This window comes from Azoarcus olearius, assembly GCF_001682385.1.
Lineage (GTDB): Bacteria > Pseudomonadota > Gammaproteobacteria > Burkholderiales > Rhodocyclaceae > Azoarcus > Azoarcus olearius.
This window is the reverse complement of sequence record NZ_CP016210.1, coordinates 327833-345320: the sequence shown is the minus strand read 5'-3', so window position 1 is coordinate 345320 and position 17488 is coordinate 327833. Positions and strand designations below refer to the sequence as shown.

The 17488-nt window shown below is 70.1% G+C and carries 18 protein-coding genes; 13 read left to right on the top strand and 5 right to left on the bottom strand.

What is annotated here, in order from left to right; translation table 11 throughout:
• Positions 1–28: 28 nt before the first annotated feature.
• The 4 genes from paaK to paaG all read right to left on the bottom strand — a co-directional run bounded on the left by paaK (position 29) and on the right by paaG (position 4244).
• Entirely contained in the window at positions 29–1351 is a 1323-nt protein-coding gene (gene paaK, locus dqs_RS01585) for a phenylacetate--CoA ligase PaaK (protein WP_011764038.1), read from the bottom strand.
• A 75-nt stretch (positions 1352–1426) separates the two neighbouring features.
• The gene (gene paaI / locus dqs_RS01580) at positions 1427–1897 is read right to left on the bottom strand and encodes a hydroxyphenylacetyl-CoA thioesterase PaaI (protein ID WP_011764037.1); all 471 of its coding nucleotides are present in this window, start codon (positions 1895–1897) and stop codon (positions 1427–1429) included.
• Positions 1890–3437, bottom strand: a complete 1548-nt coding sequence (gene paaH, locus dqs_RS01575; RefSeq protein ID WP_011764036.1) for a 3-hydroxyacyl-CoA dehydrogenase PaaH — start codon at positions 3435–3437, stop codon at positions 1890–1892. Before paaH ends, paaI begins: the two co-directional genes overlap by 8 nt.
• Positions 3438–3440: 3 nt before the next feature.
• Positions 3441–4244 carry a 2-(1,2-epoxy-1,2-dihydrophenyl)acetyl-CoA isomerase PaaG gene (gene paaG / locus dqs_RS01570; RefSeq protein WP_065339473.1) on the bottom strand — a complete coding sequence of 268 codons (804 nt, stop codon included), beginning with the start codon at positions 4242–4244 and terminating at the stop codon, positions 3441–3443.
• 288 nt (positions 4245–4532) lie between these two features.
• Between paaG and paaN the strand changes: the two genes are divergently transcribed.
• From paaN to dqs_RS01550, 4 genes are all read left to right on the top strand, one after another.
• The gene (gene paaN / locus dqs_RS01565; RefSeq protein WP_065339472.1) at positions 4533–6197 is read left to right on the top strand and encodes a phenylacetic acid degradation protein PaaN; all 1665 of its coding nucleotides are present in this window, start codon (positions 4533–4535) and stop codon (positions 6195–6197) included.
• A gap of 193 nt (positions 6198–6390) precedes the next feature.
• Positions 6391–6999, top strand: a complete 609-nt coding sequence (gene paaY / locus dqs_RS01560; protein WP_065339471.1) for a phenylacetic acid degradation protein PaaY — start codon at positions 6391–6393, stop codon at positions 6997–6999.
• 5 nt (positions 7000–7004) lie between these two features.
• Positions 7005–7349 carry a cupin domain-containing protein gene (locus tag dqs_RS01555; protein WP_179948005.1) on the top strand — a complete coding sequence of 115 codons (345 nt, stop codon included), beginning with the start codon at positions 7005–7007 and terminating at the stop codon, positions 7347–7349.
• 121 nt (positions 7350–7470) lie between these two features.
• Complete coding sequence (locus tag dqs_RS01550) at positions 7471–8451, top strand: MBL fold metallo-hydrolase (RefSeq protein ID WP_065339470.1); 981 nt, start codon at positions 7471–7473, stop codon at positions 8449–8451.
• Positions 8452–8506: 55 nt separating this feature from the next.
• Here dqs_RS01550 and dqs_RS01545 read toward each other — a convergent pair whose 3' ends face one another.
• Positions 8507–8941: a hypothetical protein gene (locus dqs_RS01545; RefSeq protein ID WP_011764030.1), complete on the bottom strand. Its 435-nt coding sequence runs from the start codon at positions 8939–8941 to the stop codon at positions 8507–8509.
• Between the two features lie 279 nt (positions 8942–9220).
• Between dqs_RS01545 and dqs_RS01540 the strand changes: the two genes are divergently transcribed.
• From dqs_RS01540 to dqs_RS01500, 9 genes are all read left to right on the top strand, one after another.
• Positions 9221–11035 (top strand): serine hydrolase domain-containing protein, encoded by a 1815-nt coding sequence (locus tag dqs_RS01540; protein WP_011764029.1) that lies wholly within the window; start codon positions 9221–9223, stop codon positions 11033–11035.
• Between the two features lie 13 nt (positions 11036–11048).
• Positions 11049–11990 (top strand): hypothetical protein, encoded by a 942-nt coding sequence (locus tag dqs_RS01535; protein WP_065339469.1) that lies wholly within the window; start codon positions 11049–11051, stop codon positions 11988–11990.
• Positions 11983–13137 carry a beta-ketoacyl-ACP synthase III gene (locus dqs_RS01530; protein ID WP_065339468.1) on the top strand — a complete coding sequence of 385 codons (1155 nt, stop codon included), beginning with the start codon at positions 11983–11985 and terminating at the stop codon, positions 13135–13137. The genes dqs_RS01535 and dqs_RS01530 overlap by 8 nt, the downstream gene beginning before the upstream one ends.
• A 12-nt stretch (positions 13138–13149) precedes the next feature.
• Complete coding sequence (locus dqs_RS01525; protein ID WP_065339467.1) at positions 13150–13545, top strand: DarG family dialkylresorcinol biosynthesis protein; 396 nt, start codon at positions 13150–13152, stop codon at positions 13543–13545.
• On the top strand, positions 13546–14550 hold the full coding sequence (gene darH / locus dqs_RS01520; RefSeq protein ID WP_065339466.1) for a BtrH-related acyltransferase DarH: 1005 nt from the start codon (positions 13546–13548) through the stop codon (positions 14548–14550).
• Positions 14551–14557: 7 nt separating this feature from the next.
• Positions 14558–15481, top strand: a complete 924-nt coding sequence (locus dqs_RS01515; protein ID WP_065339465.1) for an ABC transporter ATP-binding protein — start codon at positions 14558–14560, stop codon at positions 15479–15481.
• A gap of 102 nt (positions 15482–15583) precedes the next feature.
• A complete protein-coding gene (locus dqs_RS01510) occupies positions 15584–15811 on the top strand; it encodes a type II toxin-antitoxin system Phd/YefM family antitoxin (protein WP_011764023.1) in 228 nt (75 codons plus the stop codon).
• A complete protein-coding gene (locus dqs_RS01505; RefSeq protein ID WP_065339464.1) occupies positions 15808–16230 on the top strand; it encodes a type II toxin-antitoxin system VapC family toxin in 423 nt (140 codons plus the stop codon). The genes dqs_RS01510 and dqs_RS01505 overlap by 4 nt, the downstream gene beginning before the upstream one ends.
• Complete coding sequence (locus dqs_RS01500; protein ID WP_236778721.1) at positions 16227–17483, top strand: ABC transporter permease; 1257 nt, start codon at positions 16227–16229, stop codon at positions 17481–17483. Before dqs_RS01505 ends, dqs_RS01500 begins: the two co-directional genes overlap by 4 nt.
• Positions 17484–17488: the final 5 nt, after the last annotated feature.

The following is a 17488-nucleotide window of genomic DNA, read 5'->3' as shown; positions in this document are numbered from 1 at the left end:
GGCGGCTACACGGGCCGCCGTCGGAAATTCAGTCCTTGGGCCGGCGGTCGATGACGCGCTTGGCCTTGCCCACCGTGACCCGCTCGATCGAGAACGGCTCGCCGACCAGCACCTTTGCGGACACCCCGATCAGGCTCTTGATCGAGTGCGTCAGCTCGCGCGCCAGCGCTTCCTTGTGCTCGGGGTGACGGCCCACCTCGGCCTCGGCGTTGATCTCCACCTTCACCGTCAGCGTGTCCATGTGGCCCTGCTTGTCGACCTCCAGCAGGTAGTGCGGCGCGAGCTTGGGGATCTTGCAGATCAGTTCCTCGATCTGGGTCGGGAACACGTTCACGCCGCGGATGATCAGCATGTCGTCCGAACGGCCGGTGATCTTGGCCATGCGCCGCATGCTGCGCGCGCTGGGCGGCAGCAGCCGGGTGAGGTCGCGGGTGCGGTAGCGGATCACCGGCATCGCTTCCTTGGAGAGCGAGGTGAACACCAGCTCGCCTTCGGAACCGTCCGGCAGCACCTCGCCGGTATTGGGGTCGATGATCTCGGGGTAGAAGTGGTCTTCCCAGATGGTCGGGCCGTCCTTGGTCTCGACGCATTCATTGGCCACGCCCGGCCCCATCACTTCGGACAGGCCGTAGATGTCCACCGCGTCGATGCCGGCGCGCTGCTCCATCGCGACGCGCATCGCCGGCGTCCACGGCTCGGCGCCGAAGATGCCGATGCGCAGCGAGGTGGATTTCGGGTCGATGCCCATGCGTTCCATCTCGTCGAGGATGGTCAGCATGTAGGAGGGCGTCACCATGATGATCTTGGGCTTGAAGTCCTGGATGATCTGGATCTGCTTCTCGGTCTGGCCGCCGGACATCGGCACCACGGTGCAGCCCAGCTTCTCGGCGCCGTAGTGCGCCCCCAGGCCGCCGGTGAAGAGGCCATAGCCGTAGGACACGTGCACCATGTCACCGGGGCGCCCGCCCGCCGCGCGGATCGAGCGCGCCACCACGGTGGCCCAGGTGTCGATGTCCTTCAGCGTGTAGCCCACCACGGTCGGCTTGCCGGTGGTGCCGGACGAGGCATGGACGCGGGCGATCCTGTCCATCGGCACCGCGAACATGCCGAAGGGGTAGTTGTCGCGCAGGTCGTACTTGCTGGTGAAGGGGAACTTGGCGAGGTCGGCGAGAGACTTGAGGTCGTCCGGATGGACGCCCTTCTCGTCGAACTTCTTGCGGTAGTGCGGCACGTTCTCGTAGGCGTGGCGCACGCTCCACTTCAGGCGCTCGAGCTGCAGCGCGCGCAGCTCGTCGATGCTCGCGGTCTCGATCGGTTCGAGCTGCGGGGGTGCATAGCTGTTGATGGGCATGGTTGTCTCCTCTGTCCCTCTGCTGGTTCTGGAGCCGCCCGGCAGGCTGTTTTTTGTTGTCCGGGCGGCGGCCGTTCAGGCCTGTATTTCTACGACCGGCCTCCCTTTGAGGCGGTAGGACTTGCCACGCATGACCGCGATCAGCTCGCCCTGCTGGTTGGTGACGGTGATGTCGTACACGCCGGTGCGGCCGGCTTCGAAGACCTGCTGCGCCTCGGCGGTCAGCACGTCGCCCGGCTTGCCCGGCGCCATGAAATCCACGCTGATGCCGGACGCCACGGTCTGCTCGTTGCCGCTGTTGCAGGCGTAGGCAAAGGCGGTGTCGGCCAAGGTGGTGATGAAGCCGCCGTGGCAGATGCGGAAACCGTTCAGCATGTCCTCGCGCACCTTCATCGCGATGGTGGCGCGGCCGGGGCCGACGGCGGTGATCTCCATCGCCAGGCTGCGCGCGGCCTGGTCGCGTTCGAACATGCCGTCGCGCACCTTTTCGGCCAGGGCTTGCGGATCGAGGCCGGCAGTGACGTCCCGGTAGGCGGCTTCACTCATGGAATGCGGCTCCACTGAAGGTCTTGCGCTGGATCAGCGGCGACACGCGGTAGCGTTCCTCGCCGTAGTGCTCGCGCAGGTTGGCCAGCACGCGGGCGACGAAGGCCACGCCGAGCTGGTCGGCCCAGGCGAGCGGCCCCTTGGGATAGTTGGTGCCGAAGCGCATCGCGGTGTCGATGTCGGCCGCGGTGCCAATGCCCTGCAGCACCGCGTCGGCGGCTTCGTTGGCCAGCATCGCCACGGTGCGCAGGCCCACCAGGCCGGCGACGTCGTCGATGCGCGACACCGCCAGGCCGGCCCGCTGCAGCGTGCCCACCGCGGCGCCCCAGGCGCCGTGGCCGCACTGGTCGGCGCGCGCCAGCGTCAGGCGCGGCGTGGTGGCGTAATCCAGGCAGAGGTCGAACAGCACCAGGTTGGGCACGCCCTCTTCCACCGCGCGGCGGGTGGCGGTGCGGCCGTCGGACAGCGCCACGCGGGCGCCGCCGATCTCCAGCCAGCCCTGGGCGTCGCTGCCGCCCGCGCCAGCCGTGCGGCGCACCTCGATGCCGGCGGCCTCGAAGCGGCCGATCAGCGCCGCGGCCACGCCCAGCCCGCCGACCACGGTGATCGCGGCTTCGGCCTCGTGCGGCTCCTCGGTCTGCGGCGCCGGCCGGGCAGCGCCCGCGGCGTAGCTGTAGAAGCCGTGGCCGCTCTTGCGGCCCAGCCGGCCGGCGGCAACCAGTTCCTGCTGCAGCAGGCTGGGCGTGAAGCGCTTGTCGCCGAAGTAGGCGTCGAACACCGAGTTGGTCACGGCGAAATTGACGTCGTGGCCGATCAGGTCCATCAGCTCGAACGGCCCCATCGGGAAGCCGCAACCTTCGCGCATTGCCGCATCAAGCGTAGCCGGCTCGGCAGCGCATTCGGCCAGCACGCGCTGGGCCTCCGCGTAGTACGGGCGGGCGACGCGATTGACGATGAAGCCCGGCGTCGACTTCGCATGCACCGGCACCTTGCCCCACGCCTTGGCGGTGGCGTGCATGCGTTCGGCGAGTTCGCGCGGCGTGGCCAGACCCGAGACGATCTCGACCAGCTTCATGCGCGGCGCCGGGTTGAAGAAATGCAGCCCGACCAGGCGTTCCGGGCGCGCCAGCGCGGCGCCCATCGCGGTGATCGACAGCGAGGAGGTGTTGGAGGCCAGCACCGCGTCCTCCGCCAGCAGGGCTTCGAGTTCGCGGAAGAGCTTCTGCTTGATGTCGAGGTTCTCGACGATGGCTTCGATCGCGAGGCCCGCGTCCTTCGCGTCGGCCAGCTGGGTGATGCCGCTGATGCGGGCGAGCACCGCGTCGCGCTCCGCGCCGGCGAGCTTGCCCTTTTCGACCAGGAAGGCGAGATCCTTGGCGATGCCGCCGATGCCCTTGTCGATCGCTTCCGCGCGGGTGTCGTACAGATACACCGGATGACCGGCCAGCGCCGCCACGTGGGCAATGCCGCTGCCCATCGCGCCGGCACCGATCACCAGCACCTTCACCTGCTTGTCGAGCGCCTTGTCTGCTGCAGTCACGCCTTAATTCCCCTTGAATTGAGGAGCGCGTTTTTCCATGAAGGCGGCCACGCCTTCGCGGTAGTCATGCGAGCGGCCGCAGGCCCGCATGGCATCGCGCTCGAGGTCGAGTTGGGTATCGAAATCGTTGGTGGAGCTGGCCCAGATCGCCTTCTTGGTCTGGGCGTAGCCAAAGGTGGGACCGTTGGCGAGCGTGGCCGCGACCTGCTGCACGGTGGCCTGCAGGGCGTCGTCATCCACGCATTTCCAGATCAGGCCCCATTGTTCGGCCTGTTCGGCCGGCAGCTTGTCGCCGAGCAGCGCCAGCCCCAGCGCGCGGGCCGGACCGAGCAGGCGCGGCAGGATCCAGGAGCCGCCGGTGTCGGGAACCAGGCCGAGCTTGGCGAAGGACTGGATGAAGCTCGCCGAGCGCGCCGCGAACACCAGGTCGCAGGCCAGCGCCAGGTTGGCGCCGGCGCCGGCGGCCACGCCATTCACCGCGGCGATCACCGGCAGGTCGAGGTTGCGCAGCGTCGTCACCAGCGGCTTGTAGTTCTTCTCGATCGATGCGCCGAGGTCGGGCGCTTCGGCACCGGCCGACACGTTGCGGTCGGACAGATCCTGCCCGGCGCAGAAGCCGCGGCCGGCGGCGGCGATCACCAGCACCCGCACCGAACCGTCGGCGCGACCGGCCTGCACCTGGGCGAGCGCTTCGCGCACTTCGCGGTGCATCTGGTCGTTGAAGCTGTTGAGGCGGTCCGGGCGGTTCAAGGTCAGCGTGGCGACGCCGGCGGCGACCTCGTAGCGGATGGTTTCGAAGCTGCTCATCTGTCTCCTCCTGCTGGCACGCCGGCCGTCCCGCAATGGGCGACGGGAACCGACCGGGCGCTGCTTGTCCTTGGTTCGAGCGTCTTTTGGGATTCGAAGGTCTGGATCGCCGGAGCGATTGTTTGACCGACTGGTCAATCAATAGTAATCTTGATCCAGATCAAAAGACAAGCGCTTTCTAGTTGACGTTTTCACGCCGCGGCGACGCCCGCGACTGTCGCGGCTAGAGGCGCGGAGCGCGTGCCGCGAAGGCTGCGGCCGCACCGCCTACAACAGAGGAGACAACCGATGACCCACCCGCTCTACGCCAAGCACCAGGCGACGCTCGAGGCCGCGCTGGCCGCCATCCACACCCGCGGCTACTGGACGCCGTATGCGGAAATGCCCAGTCCCAAGGTCTATGGCGAAACCGCTGCGGACGACGGCAAGCGCGCCTTCGAGGCCTGCCTCGGCAAGGATTTCGAGCTGGATCAACCGGGCCGCAGCGGCTGGGCTGCGTCGGAACGTTCACCGTATGGCATCGCGCTCGACGTGCGCTATCCGGTTTGCGAGCCGAGCGCGCTGATCGCCGCCGCCGAAGCGGCGATGCCCGGCTGGCGCAAGATCGGCGCCGAAGGCCGGGTCGGCGTCTGCCTGGAAATCCTCGATCGCCTGAACAAGCGCAGCTTCGAGATCGCCCATGCGGTGATGATGACCACCGGCCAGGGCTGGATGATGGCCTTCCAGGCCGGCGGCCCGCATGCGCAGGACCGCGGCCTCGAAGCCGTCGCCTACGCCTGGGACGCGATGCGCGGCGTGCCGGCCACCACCGTGTGGGAAAAGCCGCAGGGCAAGAACCCGCCGCTGAAGATGCAGAAGCACTACGAGATCGTCGGCCGCGGCGTCGCGCTGGTGGTCGGCTGCGGCACCTTCCCGACCTGGAACACCTACCCCGGCCTGTTCGCCGCGCTTGCCACCGGCAACCCGGTGATCGTCAAGCCGCACAGCAACGCCATCCTGCCCGCGGCAATGACGGTGAAGATCGCCCGCGAGGTGCTGGCCGAGGCCGGCCTCGACCCCAACGTCGTCAGCCTGGCGGTGGTCGAGAAGCGCAGCGACACCCAGGCGCTCGCCACCCATCCGGCGGTGAAGTCGATCGATTTCACCGGCAGCAACGTCTTCGGCCAGTGGCTGATCGACAACGCCAGACAGGCCCAGGTGTATGCCGAACTCGCCGGCGTGAACAACGTGGTGATCGAATCCACCGACAACTACAAGGCGATGCTGCGCAACCTCGCGTTCACGCTGTGCCTGTACTCCGGCCAGATGTGCACCACCACCCAGGCCATCCTCATCCCGGCCGGCGGCATCGATACCGACCAGGGCCACAAGCGCTACGACGAAGTCGCCGCCGACCTCGGCGCCGCGATCGACAAGTTCCTGTCCGACCCGGCGGTCGCCACCGCGGTGCTGGGCGCGATCCAGTCCGACGCCACGCTCGCCCGCATCAACGAAGCCGGCCAATACGGTGACATCGTGCTGGCCTCGAAGAAGATCGAGCACCCGGAATTCCCCCAGGCCGAAGTGCGCACCCCGGTGCTGCTTGCCTGCGACGCCGCCGCCGAGAAGAGCTATATGGAAGAGCGCTTCGGCCCGATCGCCTTCGTGGTCAAGGTTGCCGACGGCGCCGCCGCGGTGGCACTGTCCGAGCGCATCGTCCGCGAGCACGGCGCACTGACCGTGGGCTTGTACTCGACCAAGGCGGAAGTCATCGACGCGATGACCGAGGCCACGCTGCGCGCCGGCGTCGCGCTGTCGATCAACCTCACCGGCGGCGTGTTCGTGAACCAGTCGGCGGCCTTCTCCGACTACCACGGCGTCGGCATGAACCCGGCAGCCAACGCCAGCTACTCGGATGCCGCCTTCGTCGCCAACCGCTTCCGCGTGGTGCAGCGGCGCTATCACGTCGAGTAAGCTGGAACGCCCCGACCACGTTTGAGGCGGCAGACGGTTTTCTCCCTCCCCTTCAAGGGGAGGGCTGGGGTGGGGATGGGGTTGGGCGCAGCGCTCACTTGAACCCCATCCCCCTCCCAACCTCCCCCTTGAAGGGGGAGGAGCAAGAAACTACGCGCACTCGACCGCCAGCCTCCCGCCGCAAGGATCCCCCATGCCCTGCTACGAAATCGACGGCCTCAAACCCGTCATCCACCCCACCGCCTACGTCCACCCCGACGCCGTGCTGATCGGCGACGTCATCATCGGGCCGCGCTGCTATGTCGCGCCGCTCGCCAGCCTGCGCGGCGACTTCGGCCGCATCGTCATGGAGGAAGGCAGCAACATCCAGGACAGCTGCGTGATGCACGGCTTTCCCGGCACCGACACGGTGGTCGGGGTCGATGGCCACATCGGCCACGGCGCCATCCTGCACGGCTGCCAGGTCGGCCGTAACGCGCTCATCGGCATGAACGCGGTGGTGATGGACAACGCGGTGATCGGCGACTCTGCCATCGTCGCCGCCTCCGCCTTCGTCAAGGCCGGCATGGAAGTGCCGCCGCGCACGCTGGTGGCCGGCATGCCCGCCAAGGTGGTGCGCGAACTGTCCGACCAGGAGGTGAGCTGGAAGATGGACGGCACCCGCACCTACCAGGACCTGACCGTGCGCAGCCTTGCCACGCTGAAGCCGTGCGAGCCGCTGGCCGAGATGGAGCCGGGCCGCAAGCGCTTCGAGATGCCGGGCGTGGTGCCGCTGGTCGACGCCAAGAAGAACGCGGGCTGAGCGCGATGGCGCTGCCACCCCACGGCACGCTCCTCGGCGCGCTGCCGCCCGCAGGCGCCGAGGAGCGCTTCGAACGCCTGCTGCAGACCGATGCCGCCTGCATCGAACGCATCGTCTCCAACGGCCAGGCCAGCCCGCCCGGCTTCTGGTACGACCAGCCCGACGACGAATGGGTGACGCTGGTGGCCGGGCAGGCGGAGCTGCTGTTCGACGACGCCGGCGCCCACACCCGGCTCGCGCTGCGGGCCGGAGACTGGGTCACCATTCCGGCGCGCCTTCGCCACCGCGTCGAATCCACCTCGGCCGATGCGGTGTGGCTGGCGGTGCATCTGCGCACCGCGCCGCGCTGACGTCCCGCACCACCGCGCCGCCCATCGCGCCCCGCTTTCGCGGCGGAGCGCGATGCCGTGCGCGTGAGAACTGCTATACAGTTCGCATTCCATGCTTCGCGTCCAACACAGGAGAGCCCCGATGCACCTGCCCCGTGCCCGCCACTGGATCCTCGCCGCCGCCATTGCCACCGCCGCGCCGCTGCTGTCGCTGTCCGCCGCCCACGCGGAAGCGCCCCAGGTCAAGACCCAGGCCCCCGGCTTCTACCGCATGGCGCTCGGCCAGTTCGAGATCACCGCGCTGTACGACGGCTATGTGGATCTCGATCCCAAGCTGCTGAAGAACGCCAGCCAGCGCGACATCCAGCGCCTGCTCGCGCACCGCTTCCAGGACGGTCCCAAGATGCAGACCGCGGTCAACGCCTACGTCATCAACACCGGCAGCAAGCTGGTGCTGGTCGACGCCGGCGCCGCCAAGGTCTTCGGCCCCTCGCTCGGCTACATCGCCGACAACCTCAAGGCGGCCGGCTACGACCCCGCGCAGATCGACGCGGTGCTGCTGACCCACCTCCACGGCGACCATGCCAACGGCGTGGTCGGCGCGGACGGCAAGGCCGTGTTCCCGAAGGCGGTGGTGTATGCGGCGCAGAACGACGCCGACTTCTGGCTCGCCGAGGGTGCGCTCGAAAAAGCGCCCGAATCCGGCAAGCCCTTCTTCCAGATAGCGCAGGCCGCGGTGGCACCCTACCGCGCCGACAACCGCTTCAAGACGCTGCAGGACGGCGACGAGATCGTCCCCGGCATCAAGGCGGTCGCGGCCTACGGCCACACCCCGGGCCATTCCGGCTTTCTGGTGGAATCGGGCGACAAGCGCCTGCTGATCTGGGGCGACATCGTGCATAACGCCGCGGTGCAGTTCGCGAAGCCCGAGGTCGCGATCGAGTTCGACGTCGATTCCAAGCAGGCGGTGCGCACCCGCGAAGCCGTGTTCAAGCGCGTCGCGCGCGAGAAGCTGCTGGTGGCCGGCATGCACCTGCCCTTCCCCGGCATCGGCCACGTGCGCCGCGCCGAAAAGGGCAGCTACGAGTGGGTGCCGGTGGATTACAGCCCGGTCCGCGAATAAGCCCTCACCGTCCCGCGGCCCCGGCCGGCTCCGTGCCCGCCGGGGCCGTGCCCGTTCACGACGCCGCGTCGGCCGCGATCGCCTCCAGCGACAGCCCCCAGCGCGTCAGCGCATGGCGCAGCAGGGTCTGCTCCGGGAGCGTGATGCGGCCATCGGCCTTCGACAGCACCAGCATCGCGCGGCAGGCCAGCGCGCGCAGCGCCGGGTCGGTGATGCTGTCCAGCATGCGCTCGGTGCGCTCCAGGTCCAGCACCCGCAGCGTGCCCGGCGCCTCGCCCGCGCGCAGCGTGCGGCAGTGGTCGATCACGGTCTGGATCAGCAGGTCGCGCGGCACCCCGACGAGTTCGGCGATGCGATGGCGGTCGAGCGCCTCCAGCTCGCGGCTGGCGAGGTCGCCGTCGGCAATCAAGGTCAGCGCGATCAGGCGCGCGATGGTCAGGCGTTGAGGATCGGGCGCGGCGGGCGCCGCGTCCGGCGTGGCATCGGTCATTGCGTTCTCCTGGAAACCGCGGTTGTGACCACGCCCGGCGGGCGGGGTTTCCGCGCGCCCGGCCCGCATTGCCGCCACGCTGGCCGCTGGGGGGCGCAGTCCTTATAATCGCGCCCGCTTTCCAGTCTTGTGCAGCGCCGCACGCCCCCTCCCGCCGGAGCGGGGCGCGCGGCCCTGCGCGCGCGAGGAATCAGCGCACGGCGCCGACTTTCACACGGCGCCGTGCGGCCCCGTCACGTAACATCGCCGCCGCCCCGATTCATCCGACGTTCCAGCGCCATGCCCGCCTCGCCCCGCCCCGCCGCCCGCATCGCCCACCCCGTCGCCGCGCTGGCCCGCCGCCTGCTCGCCCCGGCCGCGATCCTGCTGCTGGGCGCCTGCGCGGCCATCCAGCCGCCGCCGCGACCCGCCCACGTCGGCTCCGGCGACTACGCCTACACGCGCGACTACCTGCGCTGGCTGATCGGGCAGGAGATGGAAGAGAACCGCATCACCGGACTGTCGATCGCGCTGGTCGACGATCAGCGCGTGGTGTGGGCGGAAGGCTTCGGCAAGGAAGACGCCGAGCGCGACGTCGCCGCCGGCCCGCACACGCGCTACCGCATGGGTTCGATCGCGAAGGTGCTGACCGCGACCGCGGCGATGCAGATGGCCGAGCGCGGCGAGATCGACATCGACCGCCCGCTGGCCGACTACCTGCCCGGCTTTTCGGTGCGCTCGCGCTTTGACGACCGCACCCCGATCACGCCGCGCAACATCATGCACCACCACTCCGGGCTGCCGGCGAACTACCTGAAGGGCATGATGGGCGGGGATCCGCCGCCCTTCACCACGCTGGTGGAGGCCGTGCGCGAGGAATACGTCGCCTACCCGCCGGAATTCATCTTCGGCTACTCCAACCTGGCCGTCACGCTGCTCGGCGCGGCGCTCGAACAGCGCGCCGGCCTGCCCTTCGCCGACCACATGGCGAAAAGCCTGATCGAACCGCTGGGCATGACCGAGACCCGCTTCGAATCCAACCCTGCGCTGCGGGTGTACGACGCGCGCGGGCAGATCGAGGCGCTGCCGCTGCGCGACCTGCCCTCGGGCGGGCTGGTTTCCAGCGTGGCCGACATGAGCCGCTTCATGCGCATGGTGTTCGCCGGCGGACGCAGCGGAAACACCCAGCTGCTGCGCCCCGAAACCCTGCACGAGATGCTGCGCGCGCAGAACGAACACATCGCGCTCGACCTCGGTTTCCGCGTCGGCCTGGGCTGGCTGCTGTCGGGCATCGAGATCCGCAACGCCGGCCTCGTCGCCAGCCACGGCGGCACCCTGTTCGATTCGCACAGCATGATGGTGGTGCTGCCCGAGCACAAACTCGGCGTCATCGTCGCCTCCAACTCGGGCACCTCGCAGGGCACGGTCAAGAAGATCGCCACCGAGGCGCTGATCCACGCGCTCGAAGCCAAGGCCGGCATCCGCCAGCCGGAGGCCGCCGCGATCGCGCAGCCCGAAGTGCGGCTGGCGCCGGAGCAGCTGGCGTCCTATTCGGCCTGGTACGACTCCATGGTCGGCCTCATCCGGGTCAAGCCGCGCGCGGGCGCGCTCGATGCCGACGTGATGGGCCACACGCTGCAGCTGCGCGCCCAGCCGGGCGGCCAGTTCGGCCTGCGCTACAAGCTGTTCGGCCTGATTCCGGTGCAGGTCGGCGCGTTCGACGGCGTGCGCATCTCGGCGGCGGCGATCGGCGGCCACGAAGTGCTGGTGGGCCACTTCGGCGACGACACCATGCTGGTCGGCGAAAAGCTCGCGCCGCGCCCGATCCCGCGCACCATGCTCGACTACGTCGGCGAATACGAGATCGTCGGCAAACCGCCCGGCCTCGCGCCGGACCGCCTCGCGCTGCGCGTGGAAGACGGCATGCTGATCGGCGAATGCAGCTTCTCGGAGTTGCCCGGCTTCATGCTGCGGATCGCGCTCAACCCGATCTCGCCGACCGAGGCGGTCATCTCCGGCCTGGGCACCGGCAAGGGCGAAACCATCCGCATCCTGCCGGGTGAAGGCCGCCGCCTGCTGTTCTCCGGCCTCGAACTGCGCCAGAAGACCAACTGAGGCCCCTCGCCCCGTGAAGAAAGTCCTCGTCGTCCATTACTCGCAGACCGGCCAGCTCGCCGACATCGTCGGCACGCTGCTGCAGCCGCTGTGCGCGGCGGGTGTGGCCATCCACGAAGAGGTGCTGCGCCCGGCACAGCCGCATCCCTTTCCGTGGCCGTTCTTCGAATTCCTCGACGTCTTCCCCGAATCCGTCAGGCTGGATGCGGCGCCCAACCTGCCGCTGACGGTGCCGGCCGATGCCGACTTCGACCTCGTGATCCTGGCCTGGCAGGTGTGGTACCTGTCGCCCTCGCTGCCGGTCACCGCCTTCCTCAAGAGTGCCGAGGGCCGCCGGCTGCTGGCCGGCAAGCCGGTCGTCAGCGTGGTGGCCTGCCGCAACATGTGGATGACCGCGCACGAAAAACTCGCCGCGCTGCTCGCCGACGCCGGCGCGCGGCTGGTGGACCACGTCGCGCTGACCGACGGCGCCCACCCGCTCGCCACCTTCATCACCACCCCGCGCTGGATGTTCACCGGCCGCCGCGACCGCTTTCTCGGCCTGCCGCGCGCCGGCGTGGCGGGCGAGGACGTGGCCGGCGCGGCGCGCTTCGGCAGCGCACTGGCGGCGGCACTGGCGGCGGACCGCGAACGCAGTGGCGAACCGATGCTCGCCGGCCTGCGCGCGGCCGTGGTCAACCCGCGGCTGGTCATCAGCGAGCGCGCCGGGCAGCGTGCCTTCAAGGTCTGGTCGGCGCTCGTGCGCGCCTGCGGCCGCCCCGGCCAACGCCGCCGCCGCCCGGCGCTGGCGCTGTTCGCGCTCTATCTGGTCACGCTGATCATCACCGTGGTGCCGGCCAGCCTCGCGCTGCAGACGCTGTTCGCGCCGCTGCTGCGGGCGCGCCTGGAGCGCCTGCGCGCGCAGTACGAGCAACCCTCCGGCTCCGCGGATTTCCGCCTGACCCGCAATGGCTGAGGCGCGCGCGGTCTACATCACCGCCACCGCGGCCTTCCTGCCCAACGCGCCGGTCGGCAACGACGACATCGAGGCGGTGCTGGGCCGCATCGGCGGGCGGCCGTCGCGCGCGCGCCGCCTGGTGCTGCGCAACAACGGCATCGAAAGCCGCCACTACGCGATCGACCCCGCGAGCGGCGCCGCCACCCACACCAACGCCCAGCTCACCGCCGCCGCCATCCGCGCGCTGGAAGCGCCCGGCTTTGCGCTCGACACGCTGGAATGCCTTGCCACCGGCACCTCGCTGCCGGACCAGCTGATGCCCAATCATGGCGTGATGGTGCACGGCGAACTCGGCACCCCGGCGTGCGAAGTCGTCTCCACCGCCGGCATCTGCCTCGCCGGCATGACCGCCCTGAAGTACGCCTGGCTGTCGGTGCTGGCGGGCAACAGCCGCAACGCGGTCGCGAGCGGTTCCGAACTCGCCTCGGCGGTGATGCGTGCGGCGCACTTCGAGGCCGAGAACGAGGCTCGCGTCGATGCGCTGGAGACGCACCCCGAGATCGCCTTCGAGAAGGACTTCCTGCGCTGGATGCTGTCCGACGGCGCCGGTGCCTTCCTGCTGCAGGACGCGCCGCGGCCGGATGCGCCCTCGCTGCGCATCGACTGGTTCGAGCTGTCCTCGCAGGCCCACGCCCAGCCCGCGTGCATGTACGCCGGCGCCGACAAGGACGCCGACGGCAGCCTGCGCGGGTGGGCGCGCTTCAGCGCCGCCGAATGGGGCCGGCGCTCGATCTTCGCGGTCAAGCAGGACGTCCGCCAGCTCAACGAACAGGTGGTGCGGCAGACCCTGGAAATCCCGCTCGCCAGCCTGATCGCGCGCCGCGGGCTGAAGGCGGACGCGATCGACTGGTTCCTGCCGCACATGTCGTCCGCTTATTTCCGCCAACCGGTGGCAGACTGTCTGGCCCGGCTCGGCTGCGCGATCCCGCCCGAGCGCTGGTTCACCAACCTCGCGCAGCGCGGCAACACCGGCTCGGCGTCCATCTTCATCATGCTCGACGAGCTGGTGCGCAGCGGCCGCCTGCGCCGCGGCCAGCGCCTGCTGTGCTTCGTGCCGGAAAGCGGCCGCTTTTCCAGCGGCTTCCTCCACCTCACCGTGGTGTAAACGAGGGCCGCGATGGATATCGACGACGTTCCGCAGGAAGGCAACCGCAGCCTCGGCGGCCACCGCAAGGCGCTCTACGCGCGCGGCGCCGACGGCCAGCTCGCGCTGGTGCCGTCGCGCGGCTGGGAGGCGGAAGAGATCGTCACCCGCCAGGCGGTGGAAGAACTCGACCGCCTCGCCGCGGAGGCGCAGGAGCGCGCGCGCGCCGGGACCGGCTCCGCGCTCGAATACCACATGTACAAAGCGCGCATGGACAGCCTGATGCTGGCCCAGGTGACCCGGCTGTGGCACTGGCGGGTGCGCCGCCACCTGCGCCCCGAGGTGTTCCGCAGGCTGCGCCCGGCGCTGCTCGCGCGCTACGCGGAGGCGCTCGGGCTCGACCTCGCCACCCTGACACGGATTCCCTGAATGGCGGACTTCCAGCACCAGCACGCCTCGCACTGCGAAAGCGGGGTCATGAGCGCGATCGTGCGCCACTACGGCCTGCCGTTCTCCGAACCGATGGCCTTCGGCCTCGCCTCGGCGCTGTCCTTCGCCTGGCTGCCCTTCGTCAAGCTCGGCGGCCTGCCGCTGGTGGCCTACCGCATGCCGCCCAAGGCCATCATCCGCGGGCTCAGAAAGCCGCTTGCGCTCGACATGCGCTTCGAAACCTTCCGCGACCCGGCGCGCGGGATGGCGCGGCTGGACGAACTGCTGGCCCAAGGCAAGGTGGTCGGGCTGCAGACCTCGGTGTTCTGGCTGCCCTACATGCCCGAAGACCTGCGCTTTCACTTCAACGCCCACAACGTGCTGGTGTACGGCCGCGACGCCGCCAGCGGCGACTACCTCTTGTCCGACCCGGTGTTCGAGCACCCGGTGCGCTGCACCGCCGAAGACCTCTCCCGCGCGCGCTTCGCCCGCGGCGTGCTGGCGCCCAAGGGCCTGCTCTACTACCCGGCCAACCGGCCGAGCGCGCCCGACTGGGGCAAGGCCATCCCGGCGGCGATCCGCAAGACCGAACGCATCATGCTGAAGGCGCCGCTGCCGCTGATCGGCGCGCGCGGCATTGAACGCGCGGCGCGCGCGGTCGGCCGCCTGCCGGCGCAGGACAAGGACGGCGACGTTCGCCACAGCAAGCTCTTCATCGGCCACCTCGTGCGCATGCAGGAAGAAATCGGCACCGGCGGCGCCGGCTTCCGCTACCTCTACGCCTCCTTCCTCGAAGAAGGCGCGGAACTCGCGCAGCGCCCGGCGCTGAAGGAGTTCTCGGGCCGGCTGGTGGAGATCGGCGACCGCTGGCGCGAATTCGCGCTCGCCGCCGCGCGCATGATCCGCGACCGCGATCCGCTCGACCCGCCCCGGCTGGCGGCGATGCTGTCCGAGCGCGCCGCCGAGGAGCGTGCCTTCTTCACCGACCTCGGCCGCGCGCTCTAGCCGCGCCATGCTGCGCGCCCGCGACCTCACCTACCGCTACCGGCCGGAGCAGCCGCCGGCGCTGGACGGCGTGTCGCTGGACGTCCCGGCCGGCAGCCTGTTCGGCCTGCTCGGCCCCAACGGCGCCGGCAAGACCACGCTGATCTCGCTGGTGGCCGGCCTGCTCGCGCCGCAGGGCGGCAGCCTGGAATACGACGGCCGGCCGCTCGCCGGGGCACGCCGCGCCCAGCCCAACGCCATCGCACTGGTGCCGCAGGACCATGCCTTTTACCCGACGCTGACCGTCGCCGAGAACCTCGACTTCTTCGCCGGCGTGCAGGGGCTGGGCGGCGCGCTCGCGCGCCAGCGGGTCGGCGCGGCGCTCGCGTTCGGCCAGCTCGACAGCTATGCGAAGCGGCGCGCCGGCGAACTCTCCGGCGGCCTCAAGCGCCGCCTTAACCTCGCCATCGGCCTGCTTGCCGACCCGCAGCTGCTGCTGCTCGACGAGCCCACCGTCGGCGTCGACCCGCAGTCGCGCCACTTCCTGCTCGACGCCATCCGCGAACTGCGCACCGCCGGCAAGACGGTGATCTACACCAGCCACTACATGGACGAGGTGGAGGCGCTGTGCGAACAGGTCGCCATCGTCGACCACGGCCGGGTGCTGGTGCAGGGCACGCTCGCCGAGGTGCTGCGCGACACCGAGCCGGTGCTGACCCTGCAGCTCGACCGCCCGCTCCCTGCGGCGCTCGCCGCCGCCTGGACCGCACGCCACCCCGGGCTGGAAATCGACGCCGCCGCGGTACGCGTGCCCGGCGCCACCGCCGCCGAACTGCCCGCCCTGCTCGCCGAACTCGCCACCGCCGGCTGCACCCCGCACAGCCTGGGCTATGGCGAGCAGAACCTGGAGCAGGTGTTCATGCGGCTGACCCAGCGCTCGCTGCGCGACTGAGGAACGGCTGCCCACCCGGCGGGCCCTCGAAAGCAGTTTACAAAATGACCATCTGACTGAAGAATTCAGTCATCAGTTGACCACATCCAACCGAGGCACGTGATGAAAACCGCCACCATTGCCGACGCCAAAACCCACCTCTCCTCGCTGATCGCCGATATCGAAGCGGGCGAAGACGTCGTGATCACCCGCCGCGGCAGGGCGGTCGCCCGCCTGGTGGCTGAGCCTGCTGCGGAAGAATTCGGCTGGGCGGCGCTCAAGTCCTGGGTGGCGGAAGAGGCCACGACGGGATTGAGCGTGGCCGACATGCGCGAACGCGACCTGCTGTGATCTATCTCGACACCTCGGTGCTGGGCGCCATCTTCTTCCGCGAGCCCGGCGCGGCCGCCCTGGTCGAGCAACTGGAGCGCGTACGCGCCGACGGCCTGCTGATCTCCGCCTGGACGCTGACCGAAATGGCCAGCGTAGGCGCCATCAAGCAACGGACCGGCAGCATCGACGCCGCTCTGCGCCAGCAGGCGCTGTCGAATTTCCAGCGTTTCGCCTCGGCGGAACTCCGCACCGTCGAAGTCGAGCCCGCGGACTTCCGGACCGCCGCGGTATTCATCAACTGCCCGGTGGCATTGCGCGCCGGCGATGCCGTGCACCTGGCCGTCACCCGCCGCAGCGGCGCACGCATTGCCAGTCTGGATCGACGTCTGGGCGATGCGGCGGATGCGCTCGGCATCCCCCGATTCCAGCTGGCGTGAGCACCCCCACCGCCGTGGCCGGCGCGCGCCTCCCCCTCACCCGCTTGCGCGCCCTGTGGCGCAAGGAAACGCTCACCCTGCTGCGCGACCGCCACGCGCTGGCGGCGCTGTTCCTGATGCCGGCGATCTTCATCCTGGTGATGTCGCTCGCGCTGCGCGACGCCTTCGTGCCCGGCGTGCAGTCCGAACTCGCCTACGCGGTGGTGGACCTCGACCGCAGCCCCGCGTCGCAGGAGCTGGTCGAGCGCCTCGACCGCATCGCGGTGCTGCGGGCGCAGGGCGTGCTGGACGACGAGGCCGCCGGCCGCAGCGCGGTCGCCGACGGCCGGCTGGCCTTTGCGCTGGTGGTGCCGGCCGGCTTCGGCGAGCGGCTTGCCGCACGGCAGGGCGACGAGGGCGCGCCGCCGCTGCGCGTGCTCGCCGACCCGACGGTGCCGCGCGCAGTGCAATCCGGCTTCGAGCAGCAGGTGGCCGCCGAGGCGGCGCGACTGCGCGTGCTGACCCTGCTCGACGGCCTCGGCCGCAAGCTGATGGTGCCGGAGCTGCGCCGCCAGGTGGGCATCGACGCCAGCCCGCGTGTCATCAGCGAAGCGGTGCGCAGCGATGCCGGCGCCGCCGCGCCGCCGGCGGTGGTGCCGTCCTCGGTGCAGCAGAGCGTGCCGGCCTGGCTGATCTTCTCGATGTTCTTCGTCGTGGTGCCGTTGTCGGCGGTGTTCATCGCCGAGCGCCAGCAGGGCACGCTGCAGCGGCTGGCCACCCAGCAGGTGCCGTTCGGCCTCGTCCTCGCCGGCAAGCTGCTGCCGTACTTCGTCGTCAACCAGGTGCAGGCGGTGGTGATGGTGATGGTCGGACGCTGGCTGGTGCCGCTCGCGGGCGGCGAGGCGCTGACGCTGCCGGCGGGTGCCGCCAGCCTCGTCGCGCTGTGGCTGATGGCGGCGGCGGTCAGCGTCGCCGCGGTGGCGTGGGCGCTGCTGATCGCCAGCCTCACCCGCAGCTCGGAACAGGCCACCATCGTCGGCGGCGTCGGCAACATCCTGATGGGCGCGCTCGGCGGCATCATGGTGCCCAAGTTCCTGATGCCGCCGGAGATGCAGACGCTGACCCAGCTGTCGCCGATGGCGTGGGCGCTGGACGGCTTTCACCGCGTGATGCTGCTCGGCGACGGCGTCGCCGGCATCCTGCCGCAGGCCGCCACGCTGCTATGCTTCGGGCTCGCCGCGCTCGCCGCCGCGATTCTCCGAACCGGGCGCTGAGCCCG